The sequence below is a fragment of the Bacillus canaveralius genome, from assembly GCF_002860125.1.
Taxonomy (GTDB): Bacteria; Bacillota; Bacilli; order Bacillales; family Cytobacillaceae; genus Bacillus_BJ; species Bacillus_BJ canaveralius.
Genome location: NZ_PGVA01000041.1, coordinates 1 through 19,491, shown reverse-complemented (window position 1 = coordinate 19,491; position 19,491 = coordinate 1). Strand labels below are relative to the sequence as shown.

The following is a 19,491-nucleotide window of genomic DNA, read 5'->3' as shown; positions in this document are numbered from 1 at the left end:
TGGGGAATCAAGTTTTACATCTAGTTTTTACATGCAAAGCAGTTGAAAATTTGAAATCCAGATTTGGTATAAAGCTTTTACAAAATGCTTTCTGTAGAATTAACAATACTTTTCTGATAAAATACTGACTTGTGGCTTACCTGAAGATTTCAGGCAAAGCGGGTAGGGAGAGGGCTATGAAAAACTGGATATGATTTAATTGCACAATAGGCTAAATCAATTCTTTCAGCTTGAAAGAAATCAGACATCGGTAAAACAAGAGATGCTGGCCGGCTCGGTCGGTTTTTTTACGATTGTCTATATCATTGCGGTGAACTCGCTAATCCTCTCAGAAGCAGGAATTCCTTTGGAAGCGGCGATCATCGCTACGATTGTGACCTCGGTGACTGGCTGCCTGTTAATGGGATTGTGGGGAAATGCCCCGATTTTACTCGTGCCCGGGATGGGAATTAATGCTTTATTTTCCTACACGATGGTCAACTCAATGGGGTTATCCTGGCAGGAAGCACTAGGAGTCGTGTTTGTTTCCGGCCTGATGTTTTGCATCGTTGCTTTTTCAAAGTATGCGAAAAAATTAAGTGAGGCGATTCCGCATTCTCTGAAGGAGGCGATTACGGTTGGTCTTGGCCTGTTTCTCATGTTCATCGGACTTGAAAAAGGCGGGATTATCGTAAGGGGCAGTAACTCAATTATTTCACTTGGTGAACTAGGGAATCCAGAGGTGGTTGCAACGATTTTGACATTTTTGATTGCAATCATTTTGTTTTTACGTAACGTTTCCGGCAATTTTTTTATCAGTATCATCGCCGGGACGATCATTTCCTGGTCCTTCGGCTTAATTGGCCCGGCTGCCTCGGCAGAAAAAACGTTTACCTTGCATGATTACTCGACTGTGTTTGCGGCTTTTTCTTTTGATGGAGTGCTTTCTTTTACTTTCTGGGTAGCCGTTTTCTCAATGACGATGGTACTTGTTTTTGAGAATATCGGCCTTGTTCACGGTCATTTGAATTTTATCGGGAGATCCGAGAAATTCACACGTGCTTTTCAAGCAAACGCTGTTTCTGCACTGCTTTCTGGTTTATTCGGCACGAGTCCGACCGTTTCAACGGTTGAGAGTGCAGCAAGCATGGCTGCCGGGGGGAGAACCGGGTTGACCGCTGTCACCGCAGGCCTGCTCTTTGGTGTATCGGCATTTTTAATCCCATTGATCAAATTAATTCCTGACAGTGCGATTGCCCCGATTTTAATCATTATTGGCGGGTTGATGCTGCAAAATATCTGCAATCTTGACATGAAGGATTTAAGTGAAAGTTTTCCGGCTCTGTTTATTATTGTGATGATTCCATTTACCTACAGCATTGCTGACGGAATTGCGATTGGATTTATTCTTTATCCAATTTTGAAAATTGCTATTGGTAAAGCACGCGAAGTTTCTTTAACATTATATTTCATTTCTGCTTTATTTTTAATGAATTTTGTCGTTCATTTTATTGGTTAACAAGAAGGGGGCACCTTATGGTGTCTCTTTTTGTTTTCACGATTTTTGTAATCTCTTGCTTGTTTTCGTCCAAATAAAGGAGATAATTGCTTATCATGTAAAAAGTTTTCTGAAAGTTACAAATTTCGACAAAGTTACAATGATCTTTCCGCTAGAATGTAGGGTGGGATCAATAGACATTTGCAGACGGTTCGGAGGTTAACAGGAATGGAAGTTTTTGTTGCAAGGCAGCCGATTTTTAATAAGAAGGAAGAAGTTTTTGCTTACGAACTTCTCCATCGAAACAATCAAGTAAATGTGTTTCCGAATGTAAATGGAGATCAGGCAACCGCCGATGTAATTATTAATAGCTTTCTGAACATCGGAATTGATGATGTAGCGAATGGCAAGCCATGCTTCATTAATTTTACAGAAAATCTTCTTCAATTGCGGCTGCCGACCTATTTTCGGCCGCGCGAAATTGTTGTTGAAATACTGGAGTCGGTCGAGCCTAGTGAAGAAATTATTGAGATTTGCCAGGAACTGAAAGCGCTCGGTTATAAAATAGCTCTTGATGACTATGCATTAAATGAGCAAAACCCATATTCTTCTGAGTTGCTGAGCTACGCTGATATCATAAAGGTAGATTTTTTACAAACATCGTCAGAAATCCGGGAAAGGATCGAATCTGCAGCAAAGTCGCAGAATATTCAGCTGCTTGCTGAAAAAGTTGAAACGAAAACAGAGTTTCTAACAGCAAAAGAAAAAGGCTACGATTTTTTTCAGGGCTATTTCTTTTCAAAGCCTGACATTGTTTCGACTTATGATATACCTACGTACTTCCCGTCCTATTTTGAAATGATCCAAAATTTTTCAATGACTGCACCAAGTATTGATGAGGTTTCAGAACTAATAGAAAGAGATTTATCCCTTTCTTATAAATTGTTAAAGCTAATTAATTCACCGGCATTTCGCCCGAAATATAAAATTAACTCAATCCGCCAGGCGATTATTTTGCTCGGGTTAATCGAAACCCAAAAGTGGATATATGTTATGGCAGTAAGAGAGACAACAGGAATGGCAAAAAGTTTATCAAAGGAAACAATAAAAATTTGCCTGACCAGAGCTAAAATGTGTGAATCGGTTGCGAGGCTAAAGAAACAAACAGCGTTTTGTTCAAGTTTCTTCATGACAGGTATGTTTTCTTTAATGGATACGGTGATGGGAACTTCGATGGAGAAGATCCTCAAAGACTTGCCGCTGCAAGACGAGATTTGCGAAGCTCTAAAAGGAGAGCCAAATTGCTATAAGGAAGTACTCGACCTTGTCGTCGCAGTTGAAAAAGCGGATTGGATTAAGATTAATCAGAAATGCCGTGAGTTTAAGATTGAGGAAAAGGACTTGTTCTTGATCTATGCTGAAGCGTTAAACTGGTCTGATCATCTCCTGAATGACGAAGCAAGTAACCAAAACAAGTTAATATAGGCGAGTTCATTCGTATACTGCCGAAAAAAATAACTGTGTTTGGAAAAGCACAATAGGAATAACTTTAATTGAATATTAAACTGAAATGTGGCACTCTTGTAATAGCTATTTTTAAAGCCAGTAAAACGATGATGGAGGTTTAGTCCTTGCAGATTGATATCATAAAATGCCATGGTTCCGGCAATGACTTTTTACTAATAGATGAGCTTTCAAATGATTACGTCTTTACGGAAGAGCAACGGGCAGAACTTGCCAAAGCATTATGTGAACGTTCAAGCGAACTGGGAGCGGATGGAATATTGTATGTCATGCCTTCAAAGCATGCTGATGCACGGATGCGTGTGTTTAATGCAGATGGTTCCGAGGCGTCGATGTGCGGCAATGGCTTGCGCTGTGTTGCCCGTTATGTTTGTGAACTGCAAAAAAAGAGCAGTGCTGTAATCGAAACCATGAAGGTCAATCTGTCTGTTAATAAAATGGATGATCTTTTTGCTCATGTTCCAACTTATCAGGTTGAAATTTCACCTGTTTCTTTTGCTTTAAAAGATTTACCGTTAAATCTTCCCCAAGAAAGCTTGCATCATGAAAAGATACCCGCTCTTTCCGATCAATTGCGATTTACGGCTTTGGCTGTTCCAAACCCGCATCTTGTCGCGATCGTCGAGGCTGAGCAAATTCATTCAGACTTGCAAAAACACTTGAGTGAGCGCGTAAATGGCCCAAATGATTTGTTTCCTGATGGTGTGAACGTCAGCTTTGTTACAGCGCTTGAGGACGGGGCAATTTATGTGAGGACCTTTGAACGAGGCGTCGGTTTTACAAATGCCTGCGGTACGGCGATGTCTGCTTCAAGTCTTGTCACATACTTGAACGGATTAAATGACAAAGAAAAATCGATCGAGGTTTATAATAATGGCGGGAAGGTTCACTGTATCATCCACGAACAAAACGGAAATTATTCAATTGACTTAATTGGAAATGCCACGTATGTATACAAAACGAAGGTCAATTTTAATTGGAACGCCGTTGATCATTTCCAAACAGGCCCGAAGGAATTCTTCAAAGAGGAATCAACACATTATGAAAAATTACAGGAGCATGTAAAAGACTATTTAAGCAAATATATTTAAATTTGAAAAGCAGCCGCCATTATAACAGGTAGCTGCTTTTTGCTATTTAGCCCCATTGGTAAGAAACTCCAAAACAGGTTCAAATGATTGTATTTCCTTTGTTTGGAAGAATGTTTGGAAAGGGCATCCTTGCGTTTTTAATCTTTTTAACATCGTGGTTATTTGAAAGGTGTCTATAGTTAATTTTTCGTTTACTTCCTCCCAAAAAAGCGGCGCTGCAATCGTTGCATTTTTATTTCCTCTCGGAGAATATGGAGCAATGATCGTCTTTCCTTCTGCATGCTGGACATAGTCGACATATAGGCGTTTTCCACGCTTTTTCTTCATTCGTTCGACCGTAAAGGAATCAGGGTCCTTTGAAACGAGATAGTCGGCGACAAACGATGTAAACATGCGGGTCTGCTCGTAAGAAAAGCGGTTTTCCGGCAATGGTAAATATATTTGGAGACCTTTATTCCCGGATGTTTTGATAAAACTGATCAGCTTGAGATGGTCCAGCACTTCCTTAATCAAGCGGGCCGCCTTAATGGCGAGCGGAAACGCATCCTTTGAGGGCGGATCGAGGTCAAAGACTATTTCACTCGGGCCAGTGCTATGAATCGTTTGGAAAGGAACATGAAACTCGAAGGCAAGCTGGTTGCCAAGCCACAGCAAGCTTTTCAGATCGTTGCAAACAATGTAGTAGATCCCATCGCTTTCGCTGGTGTCAATGAATTCAGGTGTATAATCGGGCCGGTTTTTCTGAAAAAATGCTTCACCAAATATTCCATGCGGATAGCGTATTGTAGTCAAGAGCCGATCCCTTAAAAACGGCAGAAAATAAGGGGAGATTTCTCGTAAATAATGAATGTAATCGATTTTTTTAATGGGCGGCGTTTCCCAAAGCGGCTTATCGGGATGGGTAATTTCGACATCAACAGGAACGTTTTTCTGCTGCTGGACAAATTTTTCGAATGTACATTCTTCAGGCATCAAGTCAAAACGAAATCGCTCGAAATGGGGTTCTCTCATTTGCAGTTCGTATATTTCCAAATATTTTAGCTCTACACAAATAGCAGGTTCAACATAAATAAATTCGCTGTCTTCCTCTATTTTATTTTCTTTAACGATCTGGAATAACGCATTTTTCTCTTCAGGCTTAAGTCCAAATAAGAAATTTCCGATCGGGACAGGGCGGCCATCCTTAAATACTGAAGCATAAAAATAGCCATTTGTCTTTTCATAAGCTGAAATGAAACAAGACACGTACTTCCAATTTTTATTTTTTATCCATTCCCGCGTCCTTGTTCCAGCTGTCCAGTGACTATTCACCTGCTTTGCGACGATTCCTTCGCCATCATACAGGATAACCTTCTCCCAAATTTTCTTAAAATCTTTATGCGCAGGAATCATCTGAACCAGCTTATGCTGTTTTTCGTCAGGTTCGAGGGGAAGGCCTGCCGTTTTAAAAAAATTCAGCAAAATTTCCTTGCGCTCGATGAATTTCTTCTCTTTTAAGGATTTGCCCTTCAGCTGTAAAATATCAAATATCAGCAGCCTGCATGGGGAAGCTTTGGCCTTCTGATGTATTCTTTGTTCAGACCGCATCCTGCCTCGAACTTGGATGGAATCAAAGCCAGCTTTAAAGCGGTTTTCGAGAAAGACAAGCTCTCCATCGAGTACAAAAGGCAGGTAGGGTTCGAAGACGGAGCGATTTTCAACAAGAAACTGTTCAATTTCCGGAAATAAGGAAAGAAGCTCTTTGCCGTTCCGGCTAATTAAAGTTATGTCATTGTCCCAGGTTAATATCGCTCTAAACCCGTCATATTTCACCTCATAAACCCAATTTTCGCCTTTAGGAACATCAAACGTAAGGGTAGGCAGCATCGGTTTCATTCTGCTTTCATCCTTTCGAGCTTTTGTTTATATTAGCTTGCCTTTTTGGCATTAAAACTAATCTGTTTCCAGTTGTTTTAATGAATTTCTTGCCTCTGTTCACACAAATTAAGAGTAAACAAAAACGAATGGAGAATCCGTAATGCATACAATTTGGAAGGGCAGCATTAGCTTCGGACTGGTTAATATACCGATTAAGCTGCATGCAGCAACTGAAGATAAAGATGTGAAGCTCCGCACTTTGCATAAGGAATGCAAATCACCAATTAAATACGAAAAGGTTTGCCCGGTCTGTGAAAAGGAAGTAAAAAATGAAGACATCGTAAAAGCTTTTGAGTACACAAAAGGGAAGTTTGTGGTTCTAGATGACGATGATTTAGAAAAATTAAAGAAGGAAAATGAAGATAAAGCGGTTGAAATTATCGATTTTGTCAAGATCACAGAAATCGATCCGATTTACTACAGCAGAAGCTATTATATGTCACCGGGAGATGGAGGAGGCAAGGCATATTCACTGCTGCGAAAAGCGCTTGATGAGTCGGACAAGGTTGGGATCGCCAAAATCGTGATTAGATCAAAGGAACAACTGGCAGTAGTGCGGGTATATAAAAATACACTGGTCATGGAAACGATACATTATCCGGACGAAGTTCGCGGAGCGATTGATGTACCCAATGTTCCTGCCGAAGATAAAGTAACTAAAAAGGAGCTTGATACGGCGATCATGTTAATTGATCAGCTGACAGCCGAGTTTGAGCCGGAAAAATATACCGATGACTATCGGAATGAACTGCTGGAATTAATTGAAGCGAAACGTACAGGTAAAGAGACGGTTACCCCGACGGAAAAAGAGCCAAAATCAAATGTTACCGATCTCATGGCTGCCCTGCAAGCTTCTATTGATAAAACAAAACCAAAAAAGGCGCCAGCCAGAAAAAAGCGCACCGCCACGAAAACAAGAAAAGAAGCATAGGAGTTGAGTGGATTTGTCCATGAAAACAATGGCCATCCCTGTTTTTCATATATGAAAAGAGATCTGGAAGTTTGCATGTGCTTCATGTATGATTTTATTAATCCGAGAAACAGGCTAAAGCACAGCCTCCCGTAATCCATTTTCCGGCAGTGATGCGGTTGGTGATGCTACTACTGCCCCCGCATTGCCCATCGGTTGAAAAGAGGCGATTGTTGAATTCTGCGAACAGCAAATGGAGGTAACAGAGTGAACCAAAAGATCTTGCCAGCGTCATCAAGTATGAAAGAGTTTGAAATATTTTTGGATAGTCCCTATCAGATCGGTGTGTTTCTGGAGATGCATATCGCTCAATTAAAAAATGTCAATGCGATGGCACGACAGCATAATAAAAAAATGATTTATCACGTCGATATGATTCATGGCATTAAAAACGATGACTATGCTACAGAATACATATGCCAGGAATATCGACCGTACGGCCTTATTTCAACAAAGTCGAGCGTCATCCATAAAGCAAAGCAAAAAGGGGTGATAGCCGTGCAACGGATTTTTTTAATTGACAGCCATGCCCTTGAAAAGAGCTACAAGCTTGTTGAAAAGACCAAGCCAGATTACATCGAAGTCCTTCCAGGTGCAATGCCGTGGATGATTAAGGAAGTGAAGGAACGCCTGAACACTCCTATATTTGCCGGTGGCTTAATCCGTTCACCCGAGGAAGTAAAAAATGCCCTAAAAGCAGGTGCTGTCGCGATTACCACGTCGAAAACGGACCTATGGGATATGTTTATCCTCTAGGTCGATCAACATACACAAAGAAAAAAATCTTAATTTGTTGACAACGCTTTCATAGGTCAGTATACTGATAATTAACAAGTTAATGAATCGTGATGGAGAAAAGGAGATTCACGCAGATTGCCTCTTTCAGAGGGTTATTCTGTCGTGTATCTCCTTTTTCTTATCAAACTTGTTGTTAAATAAAAATCAAACGCTTTCAAAAAAGAAAGGGGAGTATTTATGACTGCTTTTATGGGAGAAGTCATCGGCACCATGATTTTGATTATCTTTGGAGCCGGAATTGGCGCCGGGAACACATTGAAAAAATCTTACGCCAATAATGCGGGATGGATTGTCATAACCATCGCCTGGGGACTTGCCGTAACAATGGGAGTATTTGCGGTTGGATCCATCAGTGGTGCACACTTAAATCCTGCGGTAACGATTGGATTGGCAGTGAATGGAGATTTTGCCTGGGCGGATGTACCGGCATATATCCTCGCGCAAATGATCGGTGCTATTTTAGGTTCTTTTGTAGTCTTTTTACATTACTTGCCGCACTGGAAAGAGACTCCTGATCCGGCAGCCAAGCTTGGTGTATTTTCGACAGGCCCGGCAATTCCTCACACATTTTCAAACCTTTTAAGTGAAATTATTGGTACTTTTATTCTTGTTCTAGGATTGCTTTTCATTGGTGCAAACCAATTTACAGAGGGATTGAACCCAATCGCGGTCGGCTTACTGATTGTTGTCATCGGGATGTCGCTTGGTGGAACAACCGGTTACGCGATTAATCCGGCTCGTGACCTTGGTCCGCGGATTGCTCACTTTTTGCTTCCGATCCCGGGTAAGGGTGGCTCCAACTGGGGGTATTCCTGGATTCCGGTGGTTGGTCCGATTCTGGGTGGTTCACTAGGCTCCGTATTCTATCAATATATGTATAACGGAAAAGTGAATGCGATGACATGGAGTGTTATCTCTATTACAATAGTAATATTATTATTAGCGTATTTATTCGGAAAAAAACAGTCAGGTGAAATGGATCAATCAAAGGCTGTCGCATAAAAACATAACATATTCGGGGGAGAGGCATTCATGGAAAAATTTATTTTATCTTTAGACCAAGGAACAACAAGTTCACGGGCAATTCTTTTTAACAAACAAGGAGAAATTGTTCATTCTGCCCAAAAGGAATTTACGCAATATTTTCCACAGCCGGGCTGGGTCGAGCATAATGCAAATGAAATTTGGGGCTCGATTTTGGCGGTTATTGCCGGCTGTTTATCCGAATCCGGAGTGAAGCCTGAACAAGTTGCCGGGATCGGGATTACCAACCAGCGTGAAACGACTGTTGTCTGGGATAAGGAAACAGGCCAGCCGGTATATAACGCGATTGTCTGGCAATCCCGGCAAACAAGCGACATTTGCGATGATCTAAAGAAACAGGGCCATAACGATTTATTCCGCAATAAAACAGGCTTGCTCATTGATGCATACTTCTCCGGAACGAAAGTAAAATGGATTTTGGATAATGTTGAAGGCGCACGCCAAAAAGCAGAAGAAGGCAAGCTCTTATTTGGAACGATTGACACATGGCTCATCTGGAAGCTATCAGGAGGCAAAGCACACGTAACCGATTACTCAAACGCGTCAAGAACACTGATGTTCAATATTTATGATCTTAAATGGGATGATGAGCTTCTTGAAATTTTAACAGTACCAAAGTCGATGCTGCCTGAGGTTCGCCCGTCTTCTGATATATATGCGCACACAATCGACTATCATTTCTTTGGTAAAGAAGTGCCGATTGCCGGTGCAGCAGGTGACCAGCAAGCAGCACTTTTCGGCCAGGCTTGCTTTGGTGAAGGGATGGCGAAAAACACTTATGGAACCGGTTGCTTCATGCTCATGAATACTGGCGAAAAAGCGGTTCGTTCAGAGCACGGGTTGTTAACAACTCTTGCCTGGGGATTGAACGGGAAAGTGGAATATGCCCTTGAAGGAAGTATCTTTGTTGCCGGCTCTGCCATTCAATGGCTTCGTGACGGATTAAGAATGCTAAAGGATGCAAAAGATAGTGAAGGATATGCAAGCAAGGTTCAATCTACTGACGGCGTCTATGTTGTGCCCGCTTTTGTTGGTCTTGGAACACCGTATTGGGATAGTGATGTACGTGGAGCAATCTTTGGCATAACACGGGGAACGTCAAAAGAACACTTTGTCCGGGCGACACTTGAATCGCTTGCCTACCAGACAAAAGATGTTCTCGGCGCAATGGAAGCAGATTCGGGAATTGAACTGAAGACATTGCGTGTTGATGGTGGAGCAGTTAAAAATAACTTTTTGATGGAATTCCAAAGCGACATTTTAAATGTTCCTGTTGAAAGACCTACTATCAATGAAACGACTGCACTTGGCGCAGCCTATCTGGCCGGGCTTGCGGTAGGTTACTGGGAAAGTCAGGAAGAAATTGCCCAACAATGGTCCATTGATCGATCTTTTGAACCTACAATGGGTGAAAACGACCGCGACAAGCTCTATCAAGGCTGGAAGAAAGCTGTCCATGCGACAATGGCATTTAAGTAATATTTTTCAAAGACATAAATATATGTTATGATTAAACTAAGTTAATACTCGGCAGGAGACAGGGAGAGACCACAAATACACTATTGGATCTAGCGATAGTGTGCTTTGTGGTCTTTTTTCTACATTAGGAGGGTACTAAAATGGAAAAGTTTTCGAACCTGAACAGAACAACAATAGTAAATAAGCTGAAAGCTGAATCCTTTGATGTTCTTATCATCGGGGGAGGAGTTACAGGCGCTGGAATTGCACTTGATGCTGCTGCTAGAGGAATGAAAGCTGCGCTCGTAGAGATGCAGGATTTTTCAGCTGGAACCTCCAGCCGTTCAACGAAGCTTGTTCATGGAGGCCTTCGCTATTTAAAACAATTTGAAGTGAAGCTGGTAGCAGAGGTGGGCAAGGAAAGAGCGATTGTCTATGAAAACGGTCCACATGTAACGACACCGGAATGGATGCTGCTGCCTATGCATAAAGGTGGAACGTTTGGCAAAACGAGCACGTCGATCGGTTTGATGGTATACGACTTTCTGGCGGGTGTGAAAAGAACAGAGCGCCGAAAAATGCTTGGTGCTGATGAAACCTTAAATAAAGAACCGCTTGTCAAAAAAGACGGCTTAAAAGGCGGCGGTTATTATGTAGAATATCGGACAGACGATGCCCGCCTCACGATTGAAGTGTTAAAAGCTGCAGTTGAAAAAGGAGCTACCGCCGTAAACTATGCGCGCGCCGACAATTTGTTGTATGAGAATCAAAAGGTTGTCGGGACATCAATAACCGACTTAACGACGGGAGAAGTATTTGAAATCCGTGCTGACAAGGTGATCAATGCGACAGGGCCGTGGGTCGATACAATCCGTGAAAAGGATGGCTCCAAAAAAGGCAAAACGTTAAAGCTTACCAAAGGCGTTCATATTGTCATTGACCAGAGCCGCTTTCCGCTGAAACAGGCTGTTTATTTTGATACACCTGACGGACGGATGGTGTTTGCGATTCCACGCGAAGGAAAGGCTTACGTTGGAACAACGGATACTTTTTTTGATGCGGACAAAGCGAATCCAGGCGTAACACAGGAAGACAGGGCTTATATCATTGACGCCATCAATTACATGTTTCCAACTGTGAATATTACCGAAGCGGATGTCGAATCCAGCTGGGCCGGGATCAGACCGCTCATCCATGAAGAAGGACGGGCACCATCAGAAATATCACGGAAGGATGAGATCTGGGAATCTGAATCAGGACTTATCACGATCGCAGGCGGTAAGCTGACAGGATATCGGAAAATGGCAGAAACGATTGTCGATTTAGTGGCACAAAAGCTAAGTAATGAGAAAAATAAGCAGTTCCCGAAAAGTTCAACAAAGCATATGCCGATCTCCGGAGGGGACGTCGGTGGATCAGAAGGTTTTACTCGCTATATTGCTCAGCAAACAAAACAGGGGATGTCTTTAGGGTTGACAAAAGAAGAATCTTCCCAGATTGCAGCCATTTATGGTTCGAACAGCCCGGTTGTTGTTGAATTAATTAACGCCAATCACGACATAAGAAACAAATACCAGCTGCCAAAGGTTTTATTCGGACAATTAGAATATGCAGTCCAATATGAAATGGCTGCAACCCCGCTTGACTTTTTCTATCGTAGAACGGGCGCCCTGTTGTTTAATATCGCCCTCGTTAAAAAATGGAAAGAGCAGGTAGTTGATTATTTTGCTGACAAGTTCGCCTGGACAGATGGGGAAAAACAAAACCACATAAAGGAATTAGAAGCGGCAATAGCCGAGGCACAGCCTGGTTATAAAGAAAATACAAAACTCTCCATTTAATTGGAGAGTTTTTTCATTGAAGAATTTATAAAATAATACTGAGGTTTGCAAATTTATTTTTTTTCAATAAACTTTGTTTTGTAATAGATATAATCAACTTTACGCTTTGTACTCATTAATTGTGACGCTAATATTGCTGTGTAAATTGTTGTTAAGATTAATCCGCCGAAAGCGATGCTATATAACGCATTACCTTTTTTCTGTCCAGTTAATCGATTATCAACAGTCATTTCATAACCCCTTTAAATTAAATTTGTAAGTTTATTATCGTTTGCAATAAGATGAAATATACACTTATACATTGAAGGAAAGATACAGGTTAAATTTTGGTAACGAACCTGCTTATTCTCATGCAATTCTGACGATAAGCGACCAGCTTTACGCCCGGCATATTTTCTATTAAAAATACTGATTTATTGCAATCCCTTTTGCATTATTAGCCTGGAAGAAAAGCGAATCCCACTTTTTTTCTTACTGGGGATACAGGATAGAAAAGGGCAATTAAAGTTGACTTTGCGGCTCTATTAATTTACTATTAAAGTAACGCTATAAAGCTCGTTATATAATTAGATGGATACAAGTAGTCGCAACTGGAATGAAAGTAGGCCGATTCCTTATTTCGTTGCAAAGCTGCGGCTTTCGTTTTTTCCGAATTTTATAAAAAGTGTTATGGTGAAACAATTTCAGGAGGTTTTTCATTATGAAAAACGGTAAAGTAAAATGGTTTAATGCAGAAAAAGGATTCGGATTCATTGAAGCAGAAGGTGGAGAAGATGTATTTGTTCATTTCTCTGCTATTCAAGGTGATGGCTTCAAATCATTAGACGAAGGCCAAAGCGTGACTTTCGAAGTTGTTGAAGGAAACCGCGGACCACAAGCGGCTAACGTTACCAAAGCTTAATAACTCGAAAATCTTAAGGTGGTGCTCAGGTGGCACCGCCTTTTCCACTTATATCCTCTTTTCATAAATACCTGCATTTTGTCAATTAGGACAATCCTTTCCAACTGAAGATGTAAAGAATCAGGGGCCTAAAAGCCATCCCGCAGAACTAATTTTGCTTGGCCGGTCATGGAGCAGTTAAAGATGATAGCAGAGGGCTTGATTCTTTTTTGTAACTTTTGTAAAAGTAACGTTTTAATTGCCAGCGGATAGGTAAAATATGAATGGAGAAAGAAAACATTTTATAAAATATTGATGCATTACCTTAAGGTCAAGGTAATAAATGAGCATCCACACCAATGGTGTGAAGGAGGCATACACGGTTTGACAACATTTGAGCAATTTAATTTAAGCAAAGAACTTCAACGTGCTGTATCGAATATGGGCTTTGAAGAACCAACACCGATTCAAGCACAGGCGATCCCGCTTGCATTGACAGGCAGGGATTTAATTGGCCAGGCCCAAACTGGAACAGGTAAAACAACCGCTTTCGGGATTCCGCTGATCGAAAAAGCAGTCATTGAAGATGGCATTCAGGGCTTAGTTCTCGCACCAACGCGTGAGTTAGCCGTACAGGTGGCAGAGGAATTGAACAAGATCGGCAATGGAAAGGGAATTCGCACATTGCCAATATATGGCGGGCAGGATATTAGCCGTCAAATCAGAGCTTTAAAGAATAGGCCGCAAATTATTGCTGCCACCCCCGGGAGGTTAATGGATCACTTAGATCGCAGGACGATCCGTTTGCAAAACATCCATACTGTTGTCCTTGATGAGGCAGATGAAATGCTGAATATGGGCTTTATTGAGGATATTGAAAAGATTCTTGGCCAGATACCGACGAAATATCAAACTCTGCTTTTCTCGGCTACAATGCCAAAGCGAATTCAGTCGCTTGCTGAAAAATTTATGGACAATCCTGAGCTGGTCAGAGTCAAAGCAAAAGAAATGACTGTCACGAACATTGAACAGCATTATGTTGAAGTTCAGGAAAAGCAAAAGTTTGATGTGTTATCCGGCTTTCTTGATATCCAATCTCCTGAACTGGCGATTATTTTTGGACGGACAAAAAAACGGGTCGATGAACTGGTTGAAGGTTTAATCAAACGCGGTTACTCGGCAGAAGGAATTCACGGGGACGTTCCCCAGTCGAAACGGGATCAAGTAATCCGCCGTTTTAAAGAACAGTCAATTGATATCATGGTTGCCACAGACGTAGCCGCCCGTGGCCTTGATATTAGCGGCGTTTCCCATGTATATAACTTTGATATTCCACAGGATCCCGAAAGCTATGTACACCGGATCGGCCGAACAGGACGTGCAGGCAAAAAAGGTATTGCCATAACTTTCGTAACGCCGCGGGAAACAGACCATTTGCGGTCAATTGAAAATATGACTAAGAAAAAAATGTCCAAAACACCGATTCCGACGATGGGAGAAGTTTTGGCAGGCCATCAGGAAGCGACCATGCAGCGGCTTCGCGATGTAATGGAACAAGGTAATTTCTCAGAATATAAGCATATTGCCGAAACACTGCTGGAGGATACAGATTCGGTGACATTGCTTGCTTCCGCATTAAAACTATTAACAAAAGAGCCGGATGCAACACCTGTCAGATTAACGGCAGTGGAGCCGCTCCGTTCTAAAAAGCCGAACGCCGGCAGAGATCGAAACCGCTCTGATCGGGATTGGAACCGCCGCAATGATAGAAGCAGAACAAGAAATCGTCCGGCTCGCAAGAATAAATTCCAGTAATATAGGTTTAATTTGGCATAAATTGTCCATATTATTAGGTATAGTGGCAGTCCATAAAATACCACTCATATGCTTGATTAATTTAGGAGGAATTAAAAAATGGCAACAGGTAAAGTAAAATGGTTTAATTCAGAGAAAGGCTTTGGATTTATCGAGACGGATGGTGGAGAAGATGTGTTTGTTCATTTTTCTGCTATTCAGGGAGATGGATTTAAGACGTTAGAAGAAGGTCAAAGCGTGACTTTTGGTGTCGAAGAAGGCCAACGCGGACCTCAAGCTGTCAACGTCCAAAAAGCTTAATTTTTTGCATTATAAAAGGTTTTCGGTGTAAAGAAAGCTATTTTATAAATGAATAATGCCAGTAGAATTCACTGTTATGTAAAGGATCGAGCGGCTTTTAAGGCAAGCAACACATATTAGATGCAAGCTTGGGGCCTGGAGGTATTGCGTTCATGGCAGTGAATTCTTTTTTTAAATATTTTAATAACATGATGAAAATCGGTTGGACTCTTTTGACGTCTTGTTCCAGCGCACTTCTTTATTTAGGCTAAAAGTATTAACAAGATTTGCCGGCGCGGTGCATATAATAAATGTGTTTGGTGCCAGTCCGTTAAAAATAGAAACGGGGAGGAAAAACATTATGGCGTTTGGTAGAAAGAAAGATATAGAAGTAGTAACGGAAGAAACGAAGGTATGGGAATGTACATCTGATGGCTGCAACGCCTGGGTAAGGGATAATTTCAAAAGCAGTGAAACACCTTTATGTCCTATCTGTAGTTGTGAGATGAGGCAGGGTATTAAACTGCTCCAAGTTGTTGTTAACAGCAGCCCCAAGTATAAGCATTCTTGAACTGATTGACTTAAGGATCCGTCCATAATTTTTAGTATAAATAGTAAGAGGATTATTATTTTTCGCTATTGTAACCGAATAGAAGAAAAACGGGCAAATGGATTGCCCGTTTTTATATTTCAGAGTGCTTCTTTATAATGTTCCTTGCAGAACGCTGCTACCATTTCTTCCTCATCTTCCTCCAGCTCAAACTCAAGAATTTTTTCAGTTGCATCATCGATGAAATGATAGTTGGCGATTTTTTCGCTTTCTTCGGTCACGATAAACAGTACTTTAAGAGATAGTCCTGCTTCCATGTACAATTCGTCGTCTTCAGGAACCTCTACTCTTAGAAAAAAATCATAGCGATCTCCGGTTAAAATTCCGAATGGATCTCCGATTTTTTCAACTGTATACTCCGTGATATTCATTGTATTGCACTCCTTCGGACATTTTTCAAGGTCATTCGGCTTTATGCTTGTTTCTTTTTTATTCTGTCCATTATTTCTTCAAGATTCTCTGGTTTTAAAAACTCAATCGGTGAAAAACCTTTTTCAAAGTTGATTGAATCGGATTCAATCAGCATTACATATTTATCGTTCATTTTGCCGATATGGATGTGATCGCCGAAATCCGCAAGCATTCCATTAACGGAAATGTGGTCAAGCTTCACTTTTAGCTCGAGTTCAGGTGTATGGTCGACTAATTGGGCAGCAGCTTCGACAATCTGGGCGGTGGAAAATTGCTCTTGCAGCTCCCGTTTTGGGCTCGCTGCCCATATTTCTATCGCTGATTCAAACTGTTCTCTTTCGTCGCTGTCAGGCTCAAACCGATCTTCAAGCTGCTCACGAACCATGCCGATCACTTGTGTCTTAACAATCTCCGGCATTGACTCAGCGTAATCAACATACTTCAAGAAGTCCTCAAAATAGCGTGCATGCGATGCCTGGTGGATCTTTAATTCAGCCTCTTCAATGATCCCCTCTTCAGGCATATATGGATATTGGATCGATTTCATATTTTTCGTCGTTATTGCCATTTCGACATGATTAATTAAGGTTGACTCATCAGAAATGGACGCAACTTTTGGTTCAAAGTCACACTTCATGATAAACACAAAAGGTTCGTCAAAATATTTTCTCAGCTTTGCTGAGGCAACCAGAAAAGCGCCGCCACGGACAGCGCTTGTATCCAAGTAAGCCTGCACCAATTGTTCGTTTGCTTCCTGAAATTCAGGACTGGATGTGGCTGATTTTACCCTTTGGAAAAGATTATAGTTCGGATTTGAACTAAGCTCATGCCCAGCTTCGACAATAAAATGACCGATCTTGGTCGGGACTTGGTCTGTTTTTGGATGGCGGTCAACTTTTCTTTTTGAAATTTTCGCCAGTTCACCGTCCAAAAAGATTTTTAACGCGCTTTGTTCATAATCTTCATGGTTTAGCGTTTGAAAATGTTTATAGCGTCTATCTGTTTGCTCGCCTTTCCCTTCTACTTGAATAACGTAAAAGGATAAATAGATGATTTCAAAATCCATGATGTTCCCCGTTTCTGCAATTCAGCTCTCCTCAGTATAGAAAAGCAGGCTGTCTTTCGTCAATGGAAAAGGACTAATATAAACGGACAGAATTTACTAATATATATTCGAAAAGTAATTAGTAGAGAGCATACTGCTTGTCAAAGGAAGGAATATAAGGAAAAATAGTCTTACGAGTATTAAGTGCTATGGGACTGTCCTTAATCATAATGTTAAACTAAGGGTATGGATGGTTTTCTTCGAATAATTTCGATAGTTAACATACAATCGCACAAGGTATTTAATGATGAAAGGGGCGTGGATAATGAACGGATTTGAACCACATACACTTGAAAGCATTCGACATAAAGGTTTACCAAAAACGAAGCTCGCGAAGAGGATATTTTTTATTGTTCTTGGTGCGATCTTAATGGGGGTTGGCCTGGAAGAATTTTTAGTTCCAAATCGTGTTTTGGACGGGGGAATTGTCGGGATTTCGATTATCCTTGCTCATCTGACAGGCTGGCGATTAGGCCTTTTTATTTTTCTTTTGAATATACCGTTTATTTTCATCGGATATAAGCAAATTGGGAAAACCTTCGCCCTATCGACACTGCTTGGAATCGCGGTACTTTCCGTGACTACATTTCTGCTGCATGAAGTCCCTGTCTTTACCGATGATCTACTGCTTGCGACTGTTTTTGGCGGAATGACTCTCGGAGTCGGAGTCGGAATGGTTATCCGCTATGGAGGCTCTCTCGATGGCACCGAAGTAATGGCTATTTTAGCTAATAAGCAGTTGCCTTTTTCGGTTGGTGAAATCATCATGTTTTTCAATTTATTTATTTTCGGGACAGCCGGTTTTGTATTTGGCTGGGATCGTGCGATGTATTCGATGATTGCTTATTTTATCGCATTTAAAGCGATTGATATTGTCATTCAGGGGCTTGATGAGTCAAAATCAGCCTGGATTATCTCTGACAATCATCAAGAGATTGGCAATGCCATTATTGCCCGGCTTGGCAGGGGAGTCACATATTTAGATGGAGAAGGGGCCTACACAGGTGATAACAAAAAGGTCATTTTCTGCGTGATTACCCGGCTTGAAGAAGCGAAGCTGAAAATGATCGTTGAAGACCTTGATCCATCCGCTTTTCTCGCCGTCGCAAATATATCTGAAGTGCGTGGCGGAAGATTCAAAAAGCGCGACATCCATTGATACATTCCTGAAGGCTGCATCGTGCCAGCCTTTGTCCATATACTTTGAATCCACAGGCCTTCGATGTAAATAAAAGGACTTTGATAATCTGAAACTTAAATAGCTTTCAACCGTATTTATATTTAATAAAAAAATTTAGTGAAGGGAGTCAACAATGAAGAAGAATATAACCATTGTCGGAATGATAGCCATCCTGCTAAGCGGCTGTTCGTTCATGGAGGATTTAAATCAATCGGTCGAATATGTCAATGATGCAACAACTTATATAAACGAAGCAAACCAATTTAGAGAAGAATTGCCGAAATTGGCGGAAGAAGCAATAGCTAACAATGAATCGGTTCAGGAGCTTAAGAACAGCTTGATTAATATGAAAGAAGATGCAGAAATTTTCATCGCCATTGAACCACCACAAATGGCAGAAGATATCCATGCCCAATTAACTGATTATAGTGAACAATTAAAAGCGGCCATAGATACGTATCTGGAAAATATCGAACTAGGAAATCTTGATTTAACTACATTGGAGGATTCGCAAATATTAACGACATTAAATGAAATTTCCAGTGTTGTTGAGCAGTTGGAACAGTTGGGATCTTAATTAGTATGTATGATGATCTGCGTGATTATTGACGAAACTTGAAGTGGAAGGCAATGAAATCAGATTGCGTTTCAACATAAAACGAAAAGAGTGATTTCTATTATTTTTGTTTCAATAAATAGAAGTCACTCTTTATGTTTTGTGCGCCGTTAGTTATACACCCATTTTTCGTCTTGTGTTGCTGACTTTTTTAGTTTGCTGGCTTTTCATTCTTTTCGTCGATTGAGAGTTATTGCCATTTAATTTGTTGTCAGCAGCTTGATTTTTCTTCGCTTCAAGCTGCTGCTTGATCGCTTCCTGCAAACTCACTTTCTTTTTTTGTGGTTCTGCTTGGTTTATTTCATTAGCATCAGACATATGTGATTCTCCTGTCGAGTTATTTTAGAGTTATTATAGCCTTATTGTTATTTATCATATCATAAAACGGAAGGTTTAAATCGTTCAAATGGCACTTAGTTTGAGTCAAGCATTTGTTGGCGGAATTTATTTCCACCTAAAACGTGTAAGCGGATTC

Annotated in this window: 19 protein-coding genes; 14 read left to right on the top strand and 5 right to left on the bottom strand. The window is 41.0% G+C overall.

All coding sequences use genetic code 11. The annotated features are described in order from the left end of the window. Positions 1–262 precede the first annotated feature (262 nt). From CU635_RS15950 to dapF, 3 genes are all read left to right on the top strand, one after another. The gene (locus CU635_RS15950) at positions 263–1,498 is read left to right on the top strand and encodes an NCS2 family permease (protein WP_373270859.1); all 1,236 of its coding nucleotides are present in this window, start codon (positions 263–265) and stop codon (positions 1,496–1,498) included. 207 nt (positions 1,499–1,705) lie between these two features. Further along, a complete protein-coding gene (locus CU635_RS15945; RefSeq protein WP_101578379.1) occupies positions 1,706–2,962 on the top strand; it encodes an EAL and HDOD domain-containing protein in 1,257 nt (418 codons plus the stop codon). A gap of 146 nt (positions 2,963–3,108) precedes the next feature. Further along, on the top strand, positions 3,109–4,092 hold the full coding sequence (gene dapF, locus CU635_RS15940; RefSeq protein ID WP_101578378.1) for a diaminopimelate epimerase: 984 nt from the start codon (positions 3,109–3,111) through the stop codon (positions 4,090–4,092). A 42-nt stretch (positions 4,093–4,134) separates the two neighbouring features. Here the strand turns inward: dapF and CU635_RS15935 are convergent, their stop codons facing one another. After that, positions 4,135–5,967 carry a DNA ligase D gene (locus tag CU635_RS15935; RefSeq protein WP_101578377.1) on the bottom strand — a complete coding sequence of 611 codons (1,833 nt, stop codon included), beginning with the start codon at positions 5,965–5,967 and terminating at the stop codon, positions 4,135–4,137. A 142-nt stretch (positions 5,968–6,109) separates the two neighbouring features. Here CU635_RS15935 and ku point away from each other — a divergent pair, with 142 nt between their 5' ends. The 5 genes from ku to CU635_RS15910 all read left to right on the top strand — a co-directional run bounded on the left by ku (position 6,110) and on the right by CU635_RS15910 (position 12,120). Next, complete coding sequence (gene ku, locus CU635_RS15930; protein WP_101578376.1) at positions 6,110–6,940, top strand: non-homologous end joining protein Ku; 831 nt, start codon at positions 6,110–6,112, stop codon at positions 6,938–6,940. A gap of 246 nt (positions 6,941–7,186) precedes the next feature. Then, positions 7,187–7,735: a glycerol-3-phosphate responsive antiterminator gene (locus CU635_RS15925; RefSeq protein WP_101578375.1), complete on the top strand. Its 549-nt coding sequence runs from the start codon at positions 7,187–7,189 to the stop codon at positions 7,733–7,735. A 219-nt stretch (positions 7,736–7,954) separates the two neighbouring features. Beyond that, positions 7,955–8,779 (top strand): MIP/aquaporin family protein, encoded by an 825-nt coding sequence (locus CU635_RS15920; protein ID WP_101578374.1) that lies wholly within the window; start codon positions 7,955–7,957, stop codon positions 8,777–8,779. A 30-nt stretch (positions 8,780–8,809) separates the two neighbouring features. Beyond that, the gene (glpK, locus tag CU635_RS15915) at positions 8,810–10,300 is read left to right on the top strand and encodes a glycerol kinase GlpK (protein ID WP_101578373.1); all 1,491 of its coding nucleotides are present in this window, start codon (positions 8,810–8,812) and stop codon (positions 10,298–10,300) included. 140 nt (positions 10,301–10,440) lie between these two features. Continuing rightward, positions 10,441–12,120 carry a glycerol-3-phosphate dehydrogenase/oxidase gene (locus CU635_RS15910; RefSeq protein WP_101578372.1) on the top strand — a complete coding sequence of 560 codons (1,680 nt, stop codon included), beginning with the start codon at positions 10,441–10,443 and terminating at the stop codon, positions 12,118–12,120. A gap of 53 nt (positions 12,121–12,173) precedes the next feature. On the opposite strand, the gene CU635_RS23405 is transcribed toward CU635_RS15910, so the two are convergent. Then, a complete protein-coding gene (locus CU635_RS23405; RefSeq protein WP_180956498.1) occupies positions 12,174–12,350 on the bottom strand; it encodes a hypothetical protein in 177 nt (58 codons plus the stop codon). A 470-nt stretch (positions 12,351–12,820) separates the two neighbouring features. On the opposite strand from CU635_RS23405, the gene cspD reads away from it, so the two are divergent. The 4 genes from cspD (at position 12,821) to CU635_RS15890 (ending at position 15,665) form a co-directional block, all read left to right on the top strand. Beyond that, positions 12,821–13,021, top strand: a complete 201-nt coding sequence (gene cspD / locus CU635_RS15905; RefSeq protein WP_101578371.1) for a cold-shock protein CspD — start codon at positions 12,821–12,823, stop codon at positions 13,019–13,021. Between the two features lie 363 nt (positions 13,022–13,384). Further along, positions 13,385–14,815, top strand: coding sequence for a degradosome RNA helicase CshA (gene cshA / locus CU635_RS15900; RefSeq protein WP_425427544.1), 1,431 nt, complete (start codon positions 13,385–13,387; stop codon positions 14,813–14,815). 99 nt (positions 14,816–14,914) lie between these two features. Then, positions 14,915–15,115 (top strand): cold-shock protein, encoded by a 201-nt coding sequence (locus CU635_RS15895; RefSeq protein ID WP_101578369.1) that lies wholly within the window; start codon positions 14,915–14,917, stop codon positions 15,113–15,115. A gap of 340 nt (positions 15,116–15,455) precedes the next feature. After that, entirely contained in the window at positions 15,456–15,665 is a 210-nt protein-coding gene (locus tag CU635_RS15890) for a cold-shock protein (RefSeq protein WP_101578368.1), read from the top strand. 119 nt (positions 15,666–15,784) lie between these two features. Here CU635_RS15890 and CU635_RS15885 read toward each other — a convergent pair whose 3' ends face one another. Beyond that, entirely contained in the window at positions 15,785–16,075 is a 291-nt protein-coding gene (locus CU635_RS15885) for a DUF6509 family protein (RefSeq protein ID WP_101578367.1), read from the bottom strand. 41 nt (positions 16,076–16,116) lie between these two features. Next, positions 16,117–17,181 carry a DUF3900 domain-containing protein gene (locus tag CU635_RS15880; RefSeq protein ID WP_101578366.1) on the bottom strand — a complete coding sequence of 355 codons (1,065 nt, stop codon included), beginning with the start codon at positions 17,179–17,181 and terminating at the stop codon, positions 16,117–16,119. A gap of 304 nt (positions 17,182–17,485) precedes the next feature. On the opposite strand from CU635_RS15880, the gene CU635_RS15875 reads away from it, so the two are divergent. Together CU635_RS15875 and CU635_RS15870 are read left to right on the top strand one after the other, a co-directional pair. Next, positions 17,486–18,379: a YitT family protein gene (locus CU635_RS15875; RefSeq protein WP_101578365.1), complete on the top strand. Its 894-nt coding sequence runs from the start codon at positions 17,486–17,488 to the stop codon at positions 18,377–18,379. Positions 18,380–18,533: 154 nt separating this feature from the next. Next, positions 18,534–18,977, top strand: a complete 444-nt coding sequence (locus CU635_RS15870; protein ID WP_101578364.1) for a DUF6376 family protein — start codon at positions 18,534–18,536, stop codon at positions 18,975–18,977. Positions 18,978–19,130: 153 nt separating this feature from the next. On the opposite strand, the gene CU635_RS15865 is transcribed toward CU635_RS15870, so the two are convergent. Beyond that, positions 19,131–19,334: a hypothetical protein gene (locus CU635_RS15865; protein ID WP_101578363.1), complete on the bottom strand. Its 204-nt coding sequence runs from the start codon at positions 19,332–19,334 to the stop codon at positions 19,131–19,133. Positions 19,335–19,491: the final 157 nt, after the last annotated feature.